This is a genomic window from Candidatus Neomarinimicrobiota bacterium (assembly GCA_030743815.1).
Taxonomy (GTDB): domain Bacteria; phylum Fidelibacterota; class Marinisomatia; order Marinisomatales; family S15-B10; genus UBA2146.
In genome coordinates this window covers 1-17,364 of the sequence record JASLRT010000043.1, presented here as the reverse complement: position 1 = coordinate 17,364, position 17,364 = coordinate 1, and the positions used below count along the sequence as shown (strand labels likewise).

Sequence of the window (17,364 nt, the reverse complement as noted above, 5' to 3'; positions counted from 1 at the left end):
GATAGATGATCTGGATGCCATTCTCGCCCCCGTAGGCGGAGGAGGACTCATTTGCGGTACCGCTATCGCGGTGGCTGGCATGGGCAATTCGGTTTCAGTCTTCGCAGCTGAGCCAAAAAATGCCGATGACGCCTATCAGTCTTTTAAATCAGGAAAATTTGTTCCGCAAACTAATCCTGACACCATGGCCGACGGCCTCCTCACTTCACTGAGCGAATTGACTCTTTCCATCATCATGAAATACGTGAGCGATATTTTCACAGTGACAGAGGAGGAGATTATTACAACCATGCGAACTGTATGGGAGAGAATGAAGATCATTATCGAACCCTCCTCAGCTGTACCTGTAGCGGCGGTATTTAATCAGGCGAACGGTCTAGCAGGTAAAAAGGTGGGTGTCATCCTTACAGGCGGGAACGTAGATTTGAAGAAGTTTCGGTGGTCTTGAGCTGGGAACAGCAGATCCTTTTCCCAAACAATATACCTAAGTAAGAACGTCCTCCACCAACTGCATCCAGATAGAACTCCCCACCAGCAATGCCCGCTCTTCGATGTCAAAATGGGAACAGTGATGCGGCACGCTCATAGGTTCCCTGTCAACAGGTGCTGATCCTACGAAGAAGAAACATCCGGGTACCTTCTGCAGATAGTAGGCCATATCTTCGCCGCCCATGGTCATGTACGGGGGCTGGACGCCGTCGCCCACAATCCTGGCTGCCGCCGCTGATACTTTCTCCACTGGTGACTCCGCATTGATGGTGGGCGGATAGGCATCCGCATAGTCCAAAACGATCTCGGCCGCGAAGGAAGCGCCGATTCCATCACATGTTTCACGCAACCGCTGCTTGATCATCTGGCGGTTTGCCTCCGAGTAGGCCCTGGCGGTCCCTTTAAGGACTACTTTATCAGCAATGATATTGAAATTGTAGCCGCCTTCGATCTGGCCGATAGTCACAACACCCGATTCCAGAGGATTTGTGTTGCGGCTGATGATGGTCTGGAGAGCAGTGATCAGGTGAGCTGAGACGACAACAGCATCCACCGTTCCATGCGGCGCGGCGCCGTGGCCGCCCTTCCCTTTTACGGTGATTGTGAACTCATCAGCCGCCGCCAGTACGGGACCGGCCTGAACACCTATCGTGCCGAAATCCTGATAGTTCCAGAGATGAATGCCGTAGACCTCGTCAACGTCAGGATCTGCTAAGACGCCGTCCTCGATCATCAGCCGGGCGCCGCCGCCGCCCTCTTCCGCCGGCTGGAAAATGAACTTAACTGTCCCCTTCAACTGATCCCGCATAGCGCAGATCACCTTCGCGGCACCGAGGAGCATAGCCATGTGGCCATCGTGACCGCAGGCGTGCATAACACCGTCATTTACCGATTTGTACGGCACATCAGCCGTCTCCTGAATCGGAAGGCCGTCCATGTCCGCTCGAAGCGCTATGCACGGACCGTCGTCGCCCCGGAGCAGAGCGACCACGCCTGTCTTTCCCACGCCGGTGGAGACCTCAAGTCCTAAATTACGAAGTTTCTCCTCCACGAACTTCGCCGTATCGTACTCCTCCAGTCCTAGTTCGGGATACTGATGCAGATGACGACGCGTATCGACGATCTCGCCCCCAATCACCTCAACTTCTGGTCTCAAGTTCAGTTTCACGGTCGCTCCCTTCTTACCCGTCCCTGGCTATCCGCCTGATGATTCCTATTAACAGGCGGGTGAATTCTCCCGAAACACGGTCCGCGGTTTCCATCACTTCCTCATGGGTGAGGGGCTGGTTGGTGATTCCAGCGGCAAAGTTTGTCAGGCACGATATCCCCAGTACTTCCATCCCAAGATCGCCCGCCGCACGAATCTCCGGCACCGTTGACATACCGACCGCATCGCCTCCCAGCTCACGAATCATCTCGATCTCCGCCGGCGTTTCGTACGAGGGACCGAGCATCCACGCATACACTCCTTCCGATGTTTCGATTCCCTTTGTCTGCGCGGCCGTTCTTGCATGATCGAGTAGTTTAGGTGATTGATACTCCTCACCGCGAACAATATCAGGCATTTTACTGCTTTCCCTGAAGGTGCAGTCGAGGTGGCCGTTCAGCATCATGAGGGTTCCGGGCTTCAGCCGTCTGCGCACAGAGCCGGCTGAGTTGGTGATAATCAGATTTTTAACCTTCAGCTCATGGAAAAACTTGACAGGGAGTGTCACGGTTTCAATATCGTAACCTTCGTACATGTGAAAGCGGCCGCTAGCCACCATTACCGGCTCGCCGCTGAGATTGCCGAAAACCAATTCCCCCGAATGTCCTTCAACACCTGAAGTGGGGTAACCCGCAATATCAGCGTAAGGAATCGACATTCTGTCATTTACGTAGTCGCTGAAATGTCCAAGCCCTGACCCTAGCACTACCGCTGTCCGCGGCGAAACAGGTGCCAGCGAACCGGCATATTCTGCCATCTCTTTGACAGCATACGGGGAACTTTCATCAACAGTCACGGTTTTACTCACGTCGAAGAAATCAAATTAGGGTGACCCCAGAGGGATTTCAAGATAATTCCATTGATTTGGCTGGGGTCGCTGTGTAGTTTCTCGCGGCTTAGTACATCAGCAATTCTTGAATTTGAAGAGGATAATATGACGAAAAAAAATGATGTTAAACTGGTAGAAGAACTCTATCAGGCAAGAGACAAAATATATAGTGAACTGGGAAAAGCGATTATCGGCCAGAGAGAAATTATTGAACATATCCTGATCACACTGCTGTGCCAAGGTCACGCCCTTGTCATAGGCGTCCCCGGCCTAGCGAAGACGCTACTCATCAAAACGGTTGCTCAGATTCTCGACCTGAAGTTCAGCAGAATTCAGTTCACACCCGATCTCATGCCGTCCGATATTACCGGGACGGAAATTCTGGAGGAGGATCACGTCTCAGGCAAGCGTGAATTCAAGTTTATTCAGGGACCGGTTTTTGCCAATATCCTGTTGGCCGACGAGATCAACCGGACGCCTCCCAAAACTCAGGCCGCGCTCCTAGAAGCGATGCAGGAACACAAGGTGACGGCGGCGGGAGTATCGTATACGATGGATGAGCCGTTCCTGGTTCTCGCCACTCAGAATCCCATCGAGCAAGAAGGGACCTACCCCCTGCCTGAAGCACAGCTCGACCGTTTCATGTTCAGTCTGAGCATTACTTATCCCAGCCGGGAGGAAGAGGTAAATATCGTCAAAACTACCACCGGAGCACCAGCAGCCCAACTCAAGTCCACCATCTCCCGGGATCAGATTACAAACTACCAGTCTCTTGTACGGCGCGTGCCCGTAGCCGATAACGTGATTCAGTTTGCCGTTGATCTGGTGGCCAGAACACGCCCCGGTGACGGAAGCCCGCAATTTATCAACGATTGGCTCGATTGGGGTGCTGGCCCCCGGGCGTCACAGTACCTCATCCTGGGCGCTAAAGCAAAGGCCGTTCTGGAAGGCCGGCCTACGCCTGATATATCAGACGTCCTCGTCATGGCAAAACCGGTCCTGCGCCACCGCATCATCACTAACTTTAACGCTGAGGCCGACGGTGTGAGCACGGATCAGGTCTTGGATAAGCTCACCGTAGAAATCCGATAGCATGGCCGCGATCGATAAACGCAAATACCTGCATCCCGAGATGGTAGCCAAGCTGAACAACATGGCGCTTCGGGCTAGGCTCGTCGTGGAAGGCTACATCATCGGCATGCACAAGAGTCCCTACCACGGCTTCAGCGTTGAGTTTGCGGAGCATCGCGCCTACGGACCGGGCGATGAGATCCGTCATGTGGACTGGAAACTCTACGGTAAGACAGACCGCTACTATATCAAGCAATTTGAAGAAGAGACGAATCTGCGCTCTTATCTCCTGTTGGATACGAGTAAGTCTATGACCTACACCAGTCACAAGATATCCAAACTAGACTACGGCAGCTATCTGGCGGCGGCCATGACTTACCTGATGCTGGCACAGCAGGACGGCGTCTCCATCAGCCTGTTTGACGACGGGATCAAAAGATACGTCCCGCCCCGGTCGACGCCGGGCCACCTCAATACGGTCCTGGCGCAACTGGAGAATCTGTCTACGGGAGAGGATACCCGCATAGCACCAGCCCTGCACCATCTTGCTGAACGGATCAAGAAAAGGGGACTCATCATCCTAATATCGGACCTTATCGATGATGCGGAAGAAGTTTTAACCGGCTTAAAGCATTTCCGGCACAAGAAGCACGAGGTGATCGTTTTTCATCTGCTGGATCCTAAAGAGACCGAGTTCGATTTTTCAGTTAGAACCCGCTTTACGGATATGGAGACAGGAGATCAGATTACCACAGAGCCGTGGCAGATCCAGTCAGCCTACCAGCGTGTCGTGAAACAGTTCCAGGAGAAGTACAAGATGGAGTGCCGCAAGAGGAATATAGATTATGTGCCGCTTTACACGAACCAAGATCTGGACTTGGCTCTCACAGGCTACCTTAAGAAAAGGAAAATGATCGGCTGACCTGAAGCTCTATTCGATGGATTTTGCTTTTTCTAACAGCTCCTGGGCCTCATCCATCCTACCTTGCCTGTAGATTACTCGAGCCATCGCTCTTAACAGGATTGTATTCTCAGGCTCCACATTGAGCGCCTTGCCGTAGTAGTATTCGGCATCTTCCCACTGTTCCATTCTTTCATAAGCTTCACCGATACCCATGGCGGCCTCCAAGTCGCTTGGATTAAGCTTCAGGACTATCTGAAATTTCTCCTCAGCCAGGTCATAGTCAGCAATCTGAAGGTAGAGCACACCTAGGTTAAAATGCAAATCAACATTCTCAGGATCTGCCTTTATCGCCTTTTGATAGGCGAAGATAGCCATCTCCTTATCACCCTGATCGTAATAGATATCGGCCAGGAATCTCGCCGCAGCGCTGTTGGCTGGATTGATGCGCATCCCCTTCTCCAGGAATTCAATAGCCTTCTCAATCTCTCCCTTATCCTTATAGACCTTTCCCGCTGATACGAGCAGGTCAGCATCATCCGGTCTTCTCTTCAGCGCTTCCTCAAGTGTCGATTCAAGAAGAGCGGTCTGCCCTGACTGGATATAGGCGAAAACCAGATTCTTATAAGTACCAGAATCGTCAGGATTGATCGCTTTAGCCGTCTCAAATGATTGGATGGCAATATTCAGGTTCTCTTCCTTCCCTTCCGGCTCGTTAATGGAACGATTGTAGTAATCTGCCCCCCTGTTGTAGTAGACGGCCCAGTACTTCAGGCGAGCATTCTCGATAGATGCTGCAACGGTAAGGCCGTTGGGCAGTTTCTTGTCCGGCGCCAGAGCCAAAGCCTGATCGAACATTTCATTCATCTTGCCCCACTCCTCTTTGCGGCCGTATATCTCTTCTCCCAGAAGAAAGAAGACTTCCGGATTTTCAGGCTCCAATTCTACTGCTTCCAGCAACATCTCCTCGGCCATCGCCCAGTTCTCTTCTCGGATATAGAGCCGGGCGGAAGTCATCTGTTCGCTGGCACAGCTCCAGAAGATCACAACAAGAGCCGATAAAACAGTAAGTTTTGCACACATGGATAAACGCATAAAAGGATCCTCCTTACTCGTACTTTTGTCTAAACTGCGGCAGAAAAATTTACCCCTCCGTTCATGTCTATTCAAGCAAATTCCGACCGGTCACTCACTACGTCCATCCGCTTTTGAAGAGTCTCTTCAGTCAGGTTTAACATACCTTCCGTACCGAAACCTTCCACACAGAACGATGCCGTGGCAGAACCGGCAACCAAGGCACTCTTCATACTTTTACCATTGGCCAGCGCCGCGACAAATCCGCCGGCAAAGCAGTCACCGGCTCCCGTCGGATCCACGATCCTCTCGATGGAATAGACTCCGGCGTGAACGGCTCCAGAATCGTCTACGAGGGTCGCACCGCTGCTCCCCTGTTTCACCACAACAGTGTCCGGTCCCATGGATCTGATCTGATTTGCGGCATCTACTATCTCAAACACTCCGGTCAAAAGGCGTGCCTCGTTCTCATTCAAAAGTAGAATATCTGTTTTTCGCAATACTTGAAGTAGATCATCTCGTGTAGTCTCTATCCAGAGATTCATTGTATCGCAAATGACAAGACTTTCACGATCTCCGAGCTGATTTAGAACAGAAAGCTGAAGTGCCGGCTGGATGTTGCCCAAGCAGACGAAAGGACATCCACGGTTCTCCGTACTCAATCTTGGGCTGAACGATTCAAAAACACCCAGTTCAGTATAGAGGGTTGTCCGCCTCTCCCAGTCTGAATGATATCGCCCTCCCCATCGGAACGTGTTTCCATCCTTGGTTTGAAGATCAACTGTGTTAGCGGCATATTCGTGATAGATATCCATTCCCTGTTGCGGGAAATCCGATCCCACGACACCCACCACGTGTACCGGAGCAAACCTGCCGGCGGACATGGTGAAATAGGTGGCGGATCCGCCGATAACTTCACCCTTGCGGCCATCGGGGAGTTCAAGCCAGTCTATGGCGATAGAGCCTACGGTAAGTATGGGTTTGGCTGACATGACAGACGGCGCAAAGTTTAGTCCACACAGTTTCCTTTGGCAAGAGATTGTTCCCGATGCTGCGAGACCGGCTTCAGAAGGCAGAAAAGAATAATTGTGCTCAAGTCAAATGAATAGTATATTTATTCCCTTAGCGCACATTTCAAGCAGGTTAATAATGGCAAATAAGACTTTCGCTATACTGACGGATATCCACGGAAATCTCGCTGCTCTCGAGAAGGCACTCTCCATAGTCAGTGAGCGGGATGATGTGGACGAGACGCTCTACCTGGGCGACTATTTTTCCCTCGGCCCGGCACCGAAAGAAATTCTCGATATCCTGGCTCCGATGGAGAATACCGTCTTCATCTGCGGTAATCACGAACGATATCTGGTGGAACGTATCTGGGAGCAAGAATTTCCCACCATTGAAGGGATGAGTCCTGACGATCCAGTCTGCCAGGGTATCGTCCAGCATGAACGGTGGGCGGCTGAACAGATCGTTGACGAAGGTATCGATTTCATCCGCAACAGGACACACGTTTCCTACCGAGATAACATCGGTTCAACCCTCATTGAATTTTCCCACGCATGGTACGAAAGAGACGATCAGCCGCCGTCCCTGGAAGAAGCCATCACGTGGCGAAACCATGTAAGACTGAGATATCCGGAAGTCAATCTGTTTGTCTTTCTACACGGTCATATCCATGTACCGCGCGAGGAACAGAACGGTAACCTGAAGATACTATGCCAGGGAAGCACCGGCATCCCCTTCGACAAGATCACGAAGGGGGCTATCGGGTTCTTGACGGTAGGCGATGAATTCAAATGGGAAGTTCAAAGATTTGAATATGATATGGAGGCCACTCTTGATCTGCTGGAGACGCGCAAACCCCCCTTCTATCAGAATCTACAGAGCACCCTGAAACACGGCGAAATACGGAACGACTTTCTCTGAGTTTCGCTTTCCTATTTATTTCTACTACGCTTAATCTTAACCGTCGAAAAATGAGACCGCTTATACGCCGTCTTATTCCATGACAGCAAAAAATTCGAAGACGTTATTGAACAACAACAGCGTCATTGTCGCCATGTCGGGCGGCGTGGACAGTTCAGTCGCCTTACTGAGAGTAGTGGAGGAGGGATACCGTGCCGTCGGTGTCACCATGAAGCTGTGGGACCACGGCGGCGACACTTCCGCTTCCTACTGCTGTTCAACGGAGGCGGTGGAAAACGCCAAAAAAGTGTGTGAATCTGTTGGCGTAGAACATCACCTGTTCGATTACCAGGACGCTTTCCAGCAAGACGTGGTTGACTATCTTGTGGGAGAATACTTCGAGGGTAGAACACCCAATCCGTGCATCCGATGCAATACGCGCGTACGATGGAGTGCACTGCTCCTCAAAGCTGATGAACTGAATGCTCACTGGATCGCCACGGGTCACTACGCCATCATTGAACATGTAGATGACGGCAAACCTATCTTAAAAAAGGGCCACGACAGCAGGAAGGACCAATCCTATGTTCTGTGGGGATTAAGTAGCGATGCGCTGGCGCGAACCATCTTCCCGTTGGGGCGGCTGACCAAGGGCGAAGTGCGGCGGATAGCAAAGGAGGCAAATCTGGTAACTGCAGAAGTCGCCGAAAGCCAGGAACTGTGCTTCGTACCCGATGACAACTATCGGCAGTTCCTGCACGACTATGCCTCTGAACAGACAAATGCGGAAAGTGGTGGCAATTTTGTGGACGGCGAAGGCAATGTGATGGGGCAACATAAGGGGATTTCAGCCTACACCATCGGTCAGCGTCGCGGACTCGGTATTCCCGGGCCCGAGGCACTCTATGTGACGGACATCGATGCGAATAAGAACCGTGTAACGGTAGCGCCGAGATCGGGAGCCTACTTCTCGGGCTGCATCGTCAGGGACCTCAACTGGTATGGCGAACCGGACACTTCTATACTCCACATTCTCATCAGATATAATCACAGTGGCGTGGCGTGCAGTCTGGATTGGAACTCCGACGGAACAGTGAACGTAGAATTCGAAACGCCGCAGTTTGCCGTCACGCCGGGACAGTCGGCTGTGTTCTATGCAGGCGACACTCTCGTGGGAGGCGGCATCATCGTGAATGGATTTGCTGCTGAGTAGGCAGGGCTCATGCAAAGTCATGGTCACAGAAACGGGGAAAGAAAGAAGATCAAAACCGATTTTGCCAGAGATTCTATATTAGAATATCAATTCAGCACTGTTTCACTAAATGACACTTGACAAACTTATGAACAAACGTTATGTTTCTGGTGTCGCTTACAAGGCATTCAGTATGAAGAGATTAACCCACATTGTTATCACCAAAGTGAGCAGAATCGGTTTCCTGACCGTGGCGACGGTAATTATCACGCCGGCGCTGTTGTTCGGGCAGTTCAAATCGCAGGTGTCGTCACAAACACCTCTGTACCCCCGGGAGACCCAGAATCAGGAATCGATCCTTTCACTGACGGATCCTGAACGGTTCTCCATGGATCACGGTTTTTCTCTCAACATGGCTTCCTTCGGGGGGCAGGCGCTCAGCTACGGTGTCTATTCCAACCGACTGAACTACATGATTTCCAATAAGTGGACTCTGCAGACTAACTTTGATATTGTTCAATCCTCACAGGCACCGTTCGCCAACGGCAGAGGTCAGATGTCTGCACCCTTTTCGCAAAGGATTAACAGCCTCAGCGGTCAGGTCTATTACGGTGCGAAACTTCAGTACCGTCCTCTGGAAAACCTTGAGTTCTCAATATCGATGGACAACTATCCCCGGCTCTATCGCTACGGGCCGGCGAACCGATACTCCCCTTTCTCTCGCTACCGGGAATAACTCGCTGAATGGCGAAGAGAGACGCGCGAAAAACAAAACCTGCCCGGCGCAGCAGATCATCTACCAAAAAACGTAATCGCCAGACTCAGATCCTCAACAGTGCTATCGTAGTGCTGTCCGTCACTTGTCTCGCGTTTGTCACCTCTATCGTACAGAGACACATCCGCGGCGGAGAACTGATTGAGGAGCTGACCCGCGATCTTTCACCACCAAATCTGAGTGTCGAAAACTACGAACAGTCTTCACTTTCTGAGATAGAGGTGGAAGTGTTGAACGGATGTGGCGTGAAGGGTGCCGCACAACAGATGACCGATTTTCTCCGTACCCGCTACATTGACGTCGTGAAAACGGAAAATGCCGATCACTTCGATTACGCAACAACGCTCATCATCCAGCGAAACCAGTTCATGGAGAACTCCTACAAGCTGGCTGAACTTCTCAACATTTCGAAGAAAGACACCACAAGACTCATGTTCCAGCCTGATCTGTCCCTCGCCGCCGATATCACTCTGATCATAGGCAAGGACTACGCACAGATCAAACCGCTCAAGATATTCCTTTCCAGACAGCCCTGACCTTGCCGCAAGAAAAGCGTCCAGCCGAACCGACTCATTCTGAAGAGCTGGCACACAATATTGCTGAACTGGCTCTCTCGAAGAAGGCCGACAATATTCAACTCCTTGACGTGCGTGAACAGACTGCCATCACCGATTTCTTCCTCATCTGCTCGGGATCCACTGACGTCCACGTAAAGGCAATCCACGATGGAATCCTGGACGGCATGACAACCACTGATAAGCCGTGGCACGTTGAAGGGGCCGAATCACTACGGTGGGTGCTCATGGATTTTGTCCATGTAGTGGTTCACATTTTCCAGCAGGAAGCGCGAGACTTTTACCAGCTGGAACGGCTCTGGGCAGACGCCGCTCTCGAAGTCATCGGCGACCCTCAGACGGAAGAATAACTCTGTCTTCCCTTCGCCGGATTCCATAAAATTACCCCATGTCAATCGTCGATCTGAAAGCCATCTTGCGCCGGCATCTCGCTACAGCGCTGCAGACACTGGAACTGCCCGCTGAATCGATCGTCATCGAAACCAGCAGATCGGCACAGTTCGGCGATCTCTCGTCCAATGCGGCGCTGATTCTGGCCAGAGAGGCGGGCCGCCGTCCACTGGAACTGGCCGAGGCCATAGCCGAACAGTTGACCGTTCCCGAAGATATATGCTCAGCGGTCACAGTAACTAAACCGGGATTCATCAATTTTTCCATCAGCGAGACCTATCTGCGGAATCAAGTCTCAGTCATTCTCACTGAGGATGAGGACTACGGAAGATCAGAAGCGGGAAGGGGGAGGAAGGCCTTGGTGGAGTTTGTCAGTGCGAACCCGACGGGGCCGTTAACGGTGGGTCATGGAAGGCAGGCTGTGCTGGGGGATGTGGTGTCTAACATTCTTGAGTGGCACGGCTATGATGTGAAGCGAGAGTACTACTTCAACGATGCTGGCCGCCAGATGCGCCTGCTGGGTGAATCTGTCCGCGCACGCTATCTCGAACTTCAAGGTGAAGAAGCGTCAGTCCCGGAGGGTGGTTATGAGGGGGAATACATCAAAGATATTGCACAGCAGATGGTACAGGTCCATGGTGACAGCCTGAAGCAGCGGGACGATCTGACCATCTTCAAGGAGACCGCCGAAGAGGTCATATTCAGTGATATCAAGGAGACTCTGGCCAAGATCGGTCTGAAGTTCGACAACTTCATGAATGAAAAGACTTTCTATGAAGACGGCACAATAGACCGTGTTGTGGAAGCGCTGCAGGAGAAGGGTCTGGCTTACGACAAGGATGGTGCTGTCTGGTTCAAGACAACACAGTTTGGCAAAGATCAGGATACTGTACTCATCAAGGGAACGGGCGAGCCCACTTACCGCCTGCCTGACATTGCCTATCACACGCAAAAGATAGAGCGGGATTACGATTACATCGTCGACATCTTCGGCTCCGATCACAAAGACACCTATCCTGACGTCCTCTCAGCGCTTGAGGTGCTGGGATATGAAACCGATCACATCACCGTCCTGATCCACCAGTTTGTCTCGCTCAAAGAGAGCGGCCAGAAAGTGAAGATGTCCACTCGCAAGGCAACGTTTGTCACTCTGGAAGATCTTATCGATCAGGTCGGCGCCGACGTGGTGCGGTATTTCTTCATCATGCGCAGCATGCACAGCCATCTGAACTTCGATCTCACTCTGGCGACCAAAGAGTCAGACGAGAACCCGGTCTACTACTTGCAGTATGCCTACGCCAGAATCTGCAATATCCTTAAGCACGCTAAAGAGACAACTGAATCTACAGTGGACGGCGCCGACCATACTCTCTTACAGGAAACGTCGGAAACAGCTCTCGTGAAAGATCTGATTCGATTCCCGGAGATTACTGAGACCGCCCTCGATACATTGGAGCCTCACGGTATTGCTACCTACCTCCACGGGCTCGCCACCCTCTTTCACAAGTTCTACACGGAGTGCCGCGTTCTTACCGATGATAAAGCTCTCTCCAAGGCGCGGCTCGCTCTGGTGACATCGGTGAAGACAGTCCTGGCTAACGGCCTGACGATTCTCGGCATCTCCCGGCCTGAAAGGATGTAGGCTTCTGATGTCGCTACTTGAGTACGCTCTTCTCTCAGTTTCCACCCTTTTCACCCTCATCAATCCCATCGGTATATCGCCGCTCTTTCTCGTTCTGACAGAACGATTTAACGACGCAGAACGCAAGACCATCGCCCGCAAAGGTACTCTCACCGGCGCCGTCACACTAACGGTCTTCGCACTGCTGGGGACCTATATCTTCACTCTGTATGCTATCACCCTTGATGCTTTCAGAATTATGGGTGGTATCATCTTTTTCCGCAGCGGAATCCGGATGCTAGAATCGATCGCCCCCAGAACGCGTTCCACGCCAAAGGAACAGGAAGAAAGTTTACACCACGATGACATCGCCATCAGTCCTATCGGCATTCCAGTCATTACGGGACCCGGCGCCATTACGGCTGCTATGGTTCTGTCAGGACAGGCGTCCAATCCGCTGCATTACGCTATACTGCTCGTTTCCATTGTTCTGGTTCTCTATGTGACCTACTGGTTTCTGCGCGGCGCAGATAGCCTCTCCAAGCGGTTAGGCATGACGGGGATGAGGGTAATCCAGCGCGTCATGGGAATCATTCTGATGGTAATTGCGGTACAGTTCATCATCAACGGCGTGACGCCTGTGCTGGAATCGGTCATTAGCTCGGCGATTGTGATATAGAGGAATGGTCATCACACAGTCCGCTACCGTAGGTCAAGTATTCTTGCTTGACCAGCAATCAGAACGAAAAGGAGGTATACTTCGACAACCAAGGATGGTTGTCGTACAGATTGTTATCCTCCAATCGCTACTCGTGGGACAGTTCAACCTGCAACACCACTACGATTTCGGCCGGGGCATCTTTACTTCAACGGCTGAGTTCTTCTTCGTTGATAATCACGGAAGTACTTTCGGTTTTGCTGACATCAATCACGATTCACACCATTACGATAAGAAAGGCGCCACAGATGTATACTTCGAAGTGGCCCGCTATTTCGCACTCCCGTGGATGAACAAGAATCTGAGCTTTACGCTTCAGTATAACGACGGAGCAATCTTCTTCCCGCTGACAGCTATATCTTTGCTGTCGGCTGTTCAGCGATCGTGGCTGGGCGGCGTCAGCTACACCCTCCCGCTGGAGAGGCTTATTCTGTCCACCGATGCGCTGATACGTCACGAGCAGGACGACGGTAACCTCACCTATCAGTGGACGGTGGTGTGGTTCTACCCATTCAGTGACCGGATTTCAAGCGTGGGACATATGGATATCTGGAACTCAAATAGAGACGGCACGGTCATCATGATGACAGAACCTCAGCTGTTGTATTCGACTGGGAAGATGGCGGTGGGGGTGGAAGTGGAGATTACACGCAACTTTCCCGGAGCATGGAATCGGTCTCAAGAATACTTTGACGGAAACGGCGAGCCGGCGGAAGGGAAATTCTGGTTCCTGCCTACTGTCTTTGTGAAGTACACGTTCTAGAACAAAAAAAGCGACTATCTCGGTCGCTTCTCCGTCCACACCGATTGATCTTACCCTTTAGAGCACTGACCGCCTCCTAACCTTAGCCCAAGGGAAGAGTGTCACAAATGCGACGCGGAGAATCATTGTAGTGAGTAAGAGAACGGAGACTAAGACATTCATCAGTATCTCCCAGACACGCTGGTGATGCTTGAAGAGATATCGAATGAAAGAAAGGTGAGAAGTGACAATCATCTTCAATCTGTTGCGGCGAATACTGGTGCCCCCTTCATGAAAAACCACCGCGTCCGGATAGAAGAGGATTTTCTTCCCTATGTCCCAGATTCGACGGCACAGATCCACGTCGCTGAAGAACATGGGAAACTGCTCATCTAATCCACCTAATTCCGTCAGCGTGCTGCGGCGCACCATGAGGGCGGCACCGGCCGGCTGATCCACCATTCGGGGTGACTGATGATCGAAATCACCCATCTTCCAGCCGTTAAAGAAGTGCGAGTTGGGAAACAGCCGCGTCAATCCAAGCATCTCAAAGATAATCCATTGATACCCGGGGAAACGGCGACAGGATGATTGAACGGTTCCATCAGTGAATCTTAACTGAGGAGCGATGGCGCCGATCCCTCTGTTTCGTGATATCTCTCCGGTTAGTGCTTGCAGGGCATTCTTCTTCAGTACCGTATCCGGATTGAGGAAAAAGATGTATTCGCCTTCTGCACGCTGAACCCCTTGATTGTTCGCTTTTGTAAAACCGTGATTCGCATCATTCTGGAGAACGGCCACGTTGTCGTGCTCCTTGGAAAAGGAGTGGACTATTCCCGGCGTAGCGTCAGATGAAGCGTTGTCCACCACTATAATCTCAGCGGGAGGATTTTCACTCTGGGAAATGACCGATTCGAGGCAGGCGCCAATCTCATCGCTGGAATTGTGCGTCACAATAATAGTGGAGATGGAGAAGTCTTTGGGATCTGGGGAAAGCATCTACTCTGAGGAAAGTTAGTATAAAGCAGAGGTGTTACCGAAGGACAGAGAAGACTGCTAAACGGGGAATCTTATCTCTTGATAAAACGTTTTAACGGGTTGGACAGTTTAAATTCAGTAAAGGTGCGCTCTACGCCAAACCAGATCACATGCCCTTTTCTCTTGCCCCAGTTGAATTCCAGATTATCAACTTTCTCCTTCTCATAATAGAGGTTGAATCGGAAATTCCTCACCTCGAAACGGATATCGAGCCGGAACTCAAACTTGACTTCAGGCCAGATATTTACCACACTTTCCATATACTCTTCCCGTATTTCAGGATACCATTGCCCCGTTTCCGGATCGAAGACAAGATAAGGACGCTTCATCAGCACAAGCGCTGTATTGTCGATGACGCCGTGCCGTTCGTAGTTGAAGGAGGGAACGATGGAAAACTTGTCACTCATGTACCCCAAATAGATAGTGAAATCGTCTGAATCAGGACCGCTATGGGCGCCATACCAACGGCCATTGTAGCTGTTGTAGTCATAAATCTGTTTGCTGTACCAAGTGCCAGGTACTCGTTTATTCCAGAACTTCGACTTTATGAGGTTCACGTACTCCAGACCACCCACAAGATTCTCATGTCCGAACAGTCCATATTTCCGCAGACCGATAACGCTTGCCGCTGAGTGGTCCGGCTGCCTCAGGAAATCCTTCTTATCCCAAGCATGATCATCCCTGCCGTATGAAAGGTAGATCTTCAAGCCTGACGATGGGAAAGTAGCGGTTACATATCCTACCATGATTTCGTCCCACAGGTCCACAGCACTTTCAGGGTCTTCGGGATCTGTCTGTTTGCTCTCGAGATAAAGTCCTTCGAAGGGAAGTAGCATCGCATCTTTCTTCGATATAGTGTATGGCCCCGTAGGCGATAGTGTTCCATGCCCTGACAGGTATGAGCGCGAGATGCCAATGGTCAGTTGAGGCTCAGAGTAAAAGGTTGTGGAAACCAGAAGTGCGGTGAAGTACGGTTCGCCCGTATTCTTTTCATCAAGATGGGAGAATATGTATTTCAGGTCGAGACCGATATTTCTGGTTCGCTTTTCCTCGAGGGTACCGATGATAAAATGCTTGAAACCGGGTGCATTGGTCGACATCTGAAGTGAACTGTGCAGTCCCGGGCCCCACCACATGTTGGCGTTGGAGACACCGAAGCCTAATCCGCGATAATGGAGGTAGAATTGAGCCTCTCTCACTCCCGAAGTGACATACGGCATCTCGCTATGCGGGCGAGCGTCATTTAGCCTTGTGTATAAACTCTTTCTAACCGGGACATCATAATCAAGGTTCTGACTGATGAAATGATACGGCTCTAAACTGAATGCCACATGATTTCCCAGGTATGATACATTAACAGACCTATAATTGTTATCTCCTTTACCAACCCATCTAACAGACGTATTCTCCAGATTGGGAGCGTCATCGTTCCTAAAAAATTCAGCTCTTAGGATTACAGACCAATTGCTGTAATGATCTTGATCAAATACAAAAAACGGTCTAAATAGCATAGAACTATTATTATTCGGCTCTGAAAAATAATTCTTTTCGTATCCAAGTAGATAAAATGGATCCGCCCTATAATATGTCTGCCCTGAAACGAAGCAAAATATGCTCAAACATGCGGGGAAAAATATTCTTAGATGTCTTATCATTTCTCGAGATCCCAACATAGGTTAATTATATTTCCACAAGACAAGCACTATGAATTTAAGTCACCGTATACTAAAAGTTTCTCCCCAATCCATTTTAAGGAAACAGACATTACTTATTAGTGGTCTTTATAGCTTACCAAAATTGGAAACATTCCTAATTATCCCAACAACTAAAATCCATATTGAACATTCTTGATAGTCTAGCATTATGGGGTTTATAGAATTCAACTAACTTTTCTCTCGTGTGTGAATCCATGGGTTGATGAGCCCCGTTTTTCCTGTTAATTTTTCTCAAATATTGACCAAGTCTGTATGTAAATGAATCGTTCAATATTGATTTCAACACTTTTTTCAGGTAAAAGTCTTCCCTGAGTATTTTTGCTGATTTTTTCGCATACCACTCAGATCTTACTTTGGTGGTTACATTATAGGATTTAGTTAAATCGGGTGTAAAACTATCATCAACATCCAATTCAAAATAAATATTCTTAACGGTTTGTTCAGGCATTGTTCTTAAATCATCAAGTCTTATAACTATAACGTTATTCTTAAAATACTTGAAAATTCTTTGCAAGTGATAGTGGTATATTCCTAATTCTATATAAACCCGGTATCTCCAATCATCTTTAGTTTTTAAAGTTTGAATAATTAACTCATCAAAACTTGAAACTTCACCCCATGCATTTTTTTCCATAAGGTAGGATGAGTACGCTCTATCGACAGGATTTCGCACAATAAAAATAATTTTACATTTTGGATTATGATTATACAATCTTTCTATAGCTTTTTCATCTCTATACATATGCGCATTTTTCGCAATTACTACTATGTTGTTACCGTTTGATGAATGGTAATACCTTCTCCAAGCTTCTTCATAGCCCTCTCTATATTCTTCATCTTTATAAAAGAAACTCATCTCAATTTGTTCATGCCCTAATATATCATCGTGTTCTGATATATAATTCAGCAATGAGGTAGTACCACATTTCTGGGCACCTATTATGAATGCATTAATTAATTGAGGCATGCAAAAGGCTAGTGGAGGCGGCGGGAGTTGAACCCGCGTCCAAAGCGGTGACTCACCCGGTTTCTACATGTTTAGTCCGAACTTTTGATCTCATTCCTGCCAAGGTAACGGACAACCTTTGGCCGGAACCAGTCCAGAGATTTCTCATCCCG

Annotated in this window: 18 protein-coding genes and 1 other RNA gene; 11 read left to right on the top strand and 8 right to left on the bottom strand. The window is 49.8% G+C overall.

Going from position 1 to position 17,364, the window contains the following annotated elements; all coding sequences use genetic code 11:
- The coding region (locus tag QF669_04040) for a pyridoxal-phosphate dependent enzyme (GenBank protein ID MDP6456614.1) at positions 1-448 on the top strand (448 nt) is incomplete at its 5' end.
- A 36-nt stretch (positions 449-484) separates the two neighbouring features.
- Here QF669_04040 and QF669_04035 read toward each other — a convergent pair.
- Together QF669_04035 and QF669_04030 are read right to left on the bottom strand one after the other, a co-directional pair.
- Complete coding sequence (locus tag QF669_04035) at positions 485-1,657, bottom strand: M20 family metallopeptidase (GenBank protein MDP6456613.1); 1,173 nt, start codon at positions 1,655-1,657, stop codon at positions 485-487.
- Between the two features lie 13 nt (positions 1,658-1,670).
- Positions 1,671-2,492: a purine-nucleoside phosphorylase gene (locus QF669_04030; protein MDP6456612.1), complete on the bottom strand. Its 822-nt coding sequence runs from the start codon at positions 2,490-2,492 to the stop codon at positions 1,671-1,673.
- Positions 2,493-2,630: 138 nt separating this feature from the next.
- On the opposite strand from QF669_04030, the gene QF669_04025 reads away from it, so the two are divergent.
- The gene (locus QF669_04025; protein MDP6456611.1) at positions 2,631-3,617 is read left to right on the top strand and encodes an AAA family ATPase; all 987 of its coding nucleotides are present in this window, start codon (positions 2,631-2,633) and stop codon (positions 3,615-3,617) included.
- A 1-nt stretch (position 3,618) separates the two neighbouring features.
- Positions 3,619-4,518 carry a DUF58 domain-containing protein gene (locus QF669_04020; protein MDP6456610.1) on the top strand — a complete coding sequence of 300 codons (900 nt, stop codon included), beginning with the start codon at positions 3,619-3,621 and terminating at the stop codon, positions 4,516-4,518.
- 9 nt (positions 4,519-4,527) lie between these two features.
- Here QF669_04020 and QF669_04015 read toward each other — a convergent pair whose 3' ends face one another.
- Both QF669_04015 and QF669_04010 read right to left on the bottom strand, forming a co-directional pair.
- Positions 4,528-5,592: a tetratricopeptide repeat protein gene (locus QF669_04015; protein MDP6456609.1), complete on the bottom strand. Its 1,065-nt coding sequence runs from the start codon at positions 5,590-5,592 to the stop codon at positions 4,528-4,530.
- A 71-nt stretch (positions 5,593-5,663) separates the two neighbouring features.
- Complete coding sequence (locus QF669_04010) at positions 5,664-6,563, bottom strand: PfkB family carbohydrate kinase (GenBank protein MDP6456608.1); 900 nt, start codon at positions 6,561-6,563, stop codon at positions 5,664-5,666.
- A 157-nt stretch (positions 6,564-6,720) separates the two neighbouring features.
- On the opposite strand from QF669_04010, the gene QF669_04005 reads away from it, so the two are divergent.
- From QF669_04005 to QF669_03970, 8 genes are all read left to right on the top strand, one after another.
- Positions 6,721-7,500: a metallophosphoesterase gene (locus QF669_04005; GenBank protein ID MDP6456607.1), complete on the top strand. Its 780-nt coding sequence runs from the start codon at positions 6,721-6,723 to the stop codon at positions 7,498-7,500.
- Positions 7,501-7,579: 79 nt separating this feature from the next.
- A complete protein-coding gene (mnmA, locus tag QF669_04000) occupies positions 7,580-8,692 on the top strand; it encodes a tRNA 2-thiouridine(34) synthase MnmA (protein MDP6456606.1) in 1,113 nt (370 codons plus the stop codon).
- A gap of 127 nt (positions 8,693-8,819) precedes the next feature.
- The gene (locus QF669_03995; GenBank protein ID MDP6456605.1) at positions 8,820-9,407 is read left to right on the top strand and encodes a hypothetical protein; all 588 of its coding nucleotides are present in this window, start codon (positions 8,820-8,822) and stop codon (positions 9,405-9,407) included.
- A gap of 8 nt (positions 9,408-9,415) precedes the next feature.
- The gene (locus QF669_03990) at positions 9,416-9,982 is read left to right on the top strand and encodes a LytR C-terminal domain-containing protein (GenBank protein ID MDP6456604.1); all 567 of its coding nucleotides are present in this window, start codon (positions 9,416-9,418) and stop codon (positions 9,980-9,982) included.
- A gap of 2 nt (positions 9,983-9,984) precedes the next feature.
- Positions 9,985-10,371 (top strand): ribosome silencing factor, encoded by a 387-nt coding sequence (rsfS, locus tag QF669_03985; GenBank protein ID MDP6456603.1) that lies wholly within the window; start codon positions 9,985-9,987, stop codon positions 10,369-10,371.
- A 38-nt stretch (positions 10,372-10,409) separates the two neighbouring features.
- On the top strand, positions 10,410-12,053 hold the full coding sequence (gene argS, locus QF669_03980; GenBank protein MDP6456602.1) for an arginine--tRNA ligase: 1,644 nt from the start codon (positions 10,410-10,412) through the stop codon (positions 12,051-12,053).
- A gap of 7 nt (positions 12,054-12,060) precedes the next feature.
- The gene (locus tag QF669_03975) at positions 12,061-12,711 is read left to right on the top strand and encodes an NAAT family transporter (GenBank protein ID MDP6456601.1); all 651 of its coding nucleotides are present in this window, start codon (positions 12,061-12,063) and stop codon (positions 12,709-12,711) included.
- 94 nt (positions 12,712-12,805) lie between these two features.
- A complete protein-coding gene (locus QF669_03970; protein ID MDP6456600.1) occupies positions 12,806-13,513 on the top strand; it encodes a DUF5020 family protein in 708 nt (235 codons plus the stop codon).
- Positions 13,514-13,570: 57 nt separating this feature from the next.
- On the opposite strand, the gene QF669_03965 is transcribed toward QF669_03970, so the two are convergent.
- The 4 genes from QF669_03965 to ssrA form a co-directional block, all read right to left on the bottom strand.
- On the bottom strand, positions 13,571-14,491 hold the full coding sequence (locus QF669_03965; GenBank protein MDP6456599.1) for a glycosyltransferase family 2 protein: 921 nt from the start codon (positions 14,489-14,491) through the stop codon (positions 13,571-13,573).
- 71 nt (positions 14,492-14,562) lie between these two features.
- Positions 14,563-16,041, bottom strand: a complete 1,479-nt coding sequence (locus tag QF669_03960) for a capsule assembly Wzi family protein (GenBank protein MDP6456598.1) — start codon at positions 16,039-16,041, stop codon at positions 14,563-14,565.
- Positions 16,042-16,339: 298 nt separating this feature from the next.
- Entirely contained in the window at positions 16,340-17,212 is an 873-nt protein-coding gene (locus tag QF669_03955; protein MDP6456597.1) for a sulfotransferase, read from the bottom strand.
- Positions 17,213-17,221: 9 nt separating this feature from the next.
- Positions 17,222-17,364: a transfer-messenger RNA gene (gene ssrA / locus QF669_03950) on the bottom strand; the annotation flags it as partial.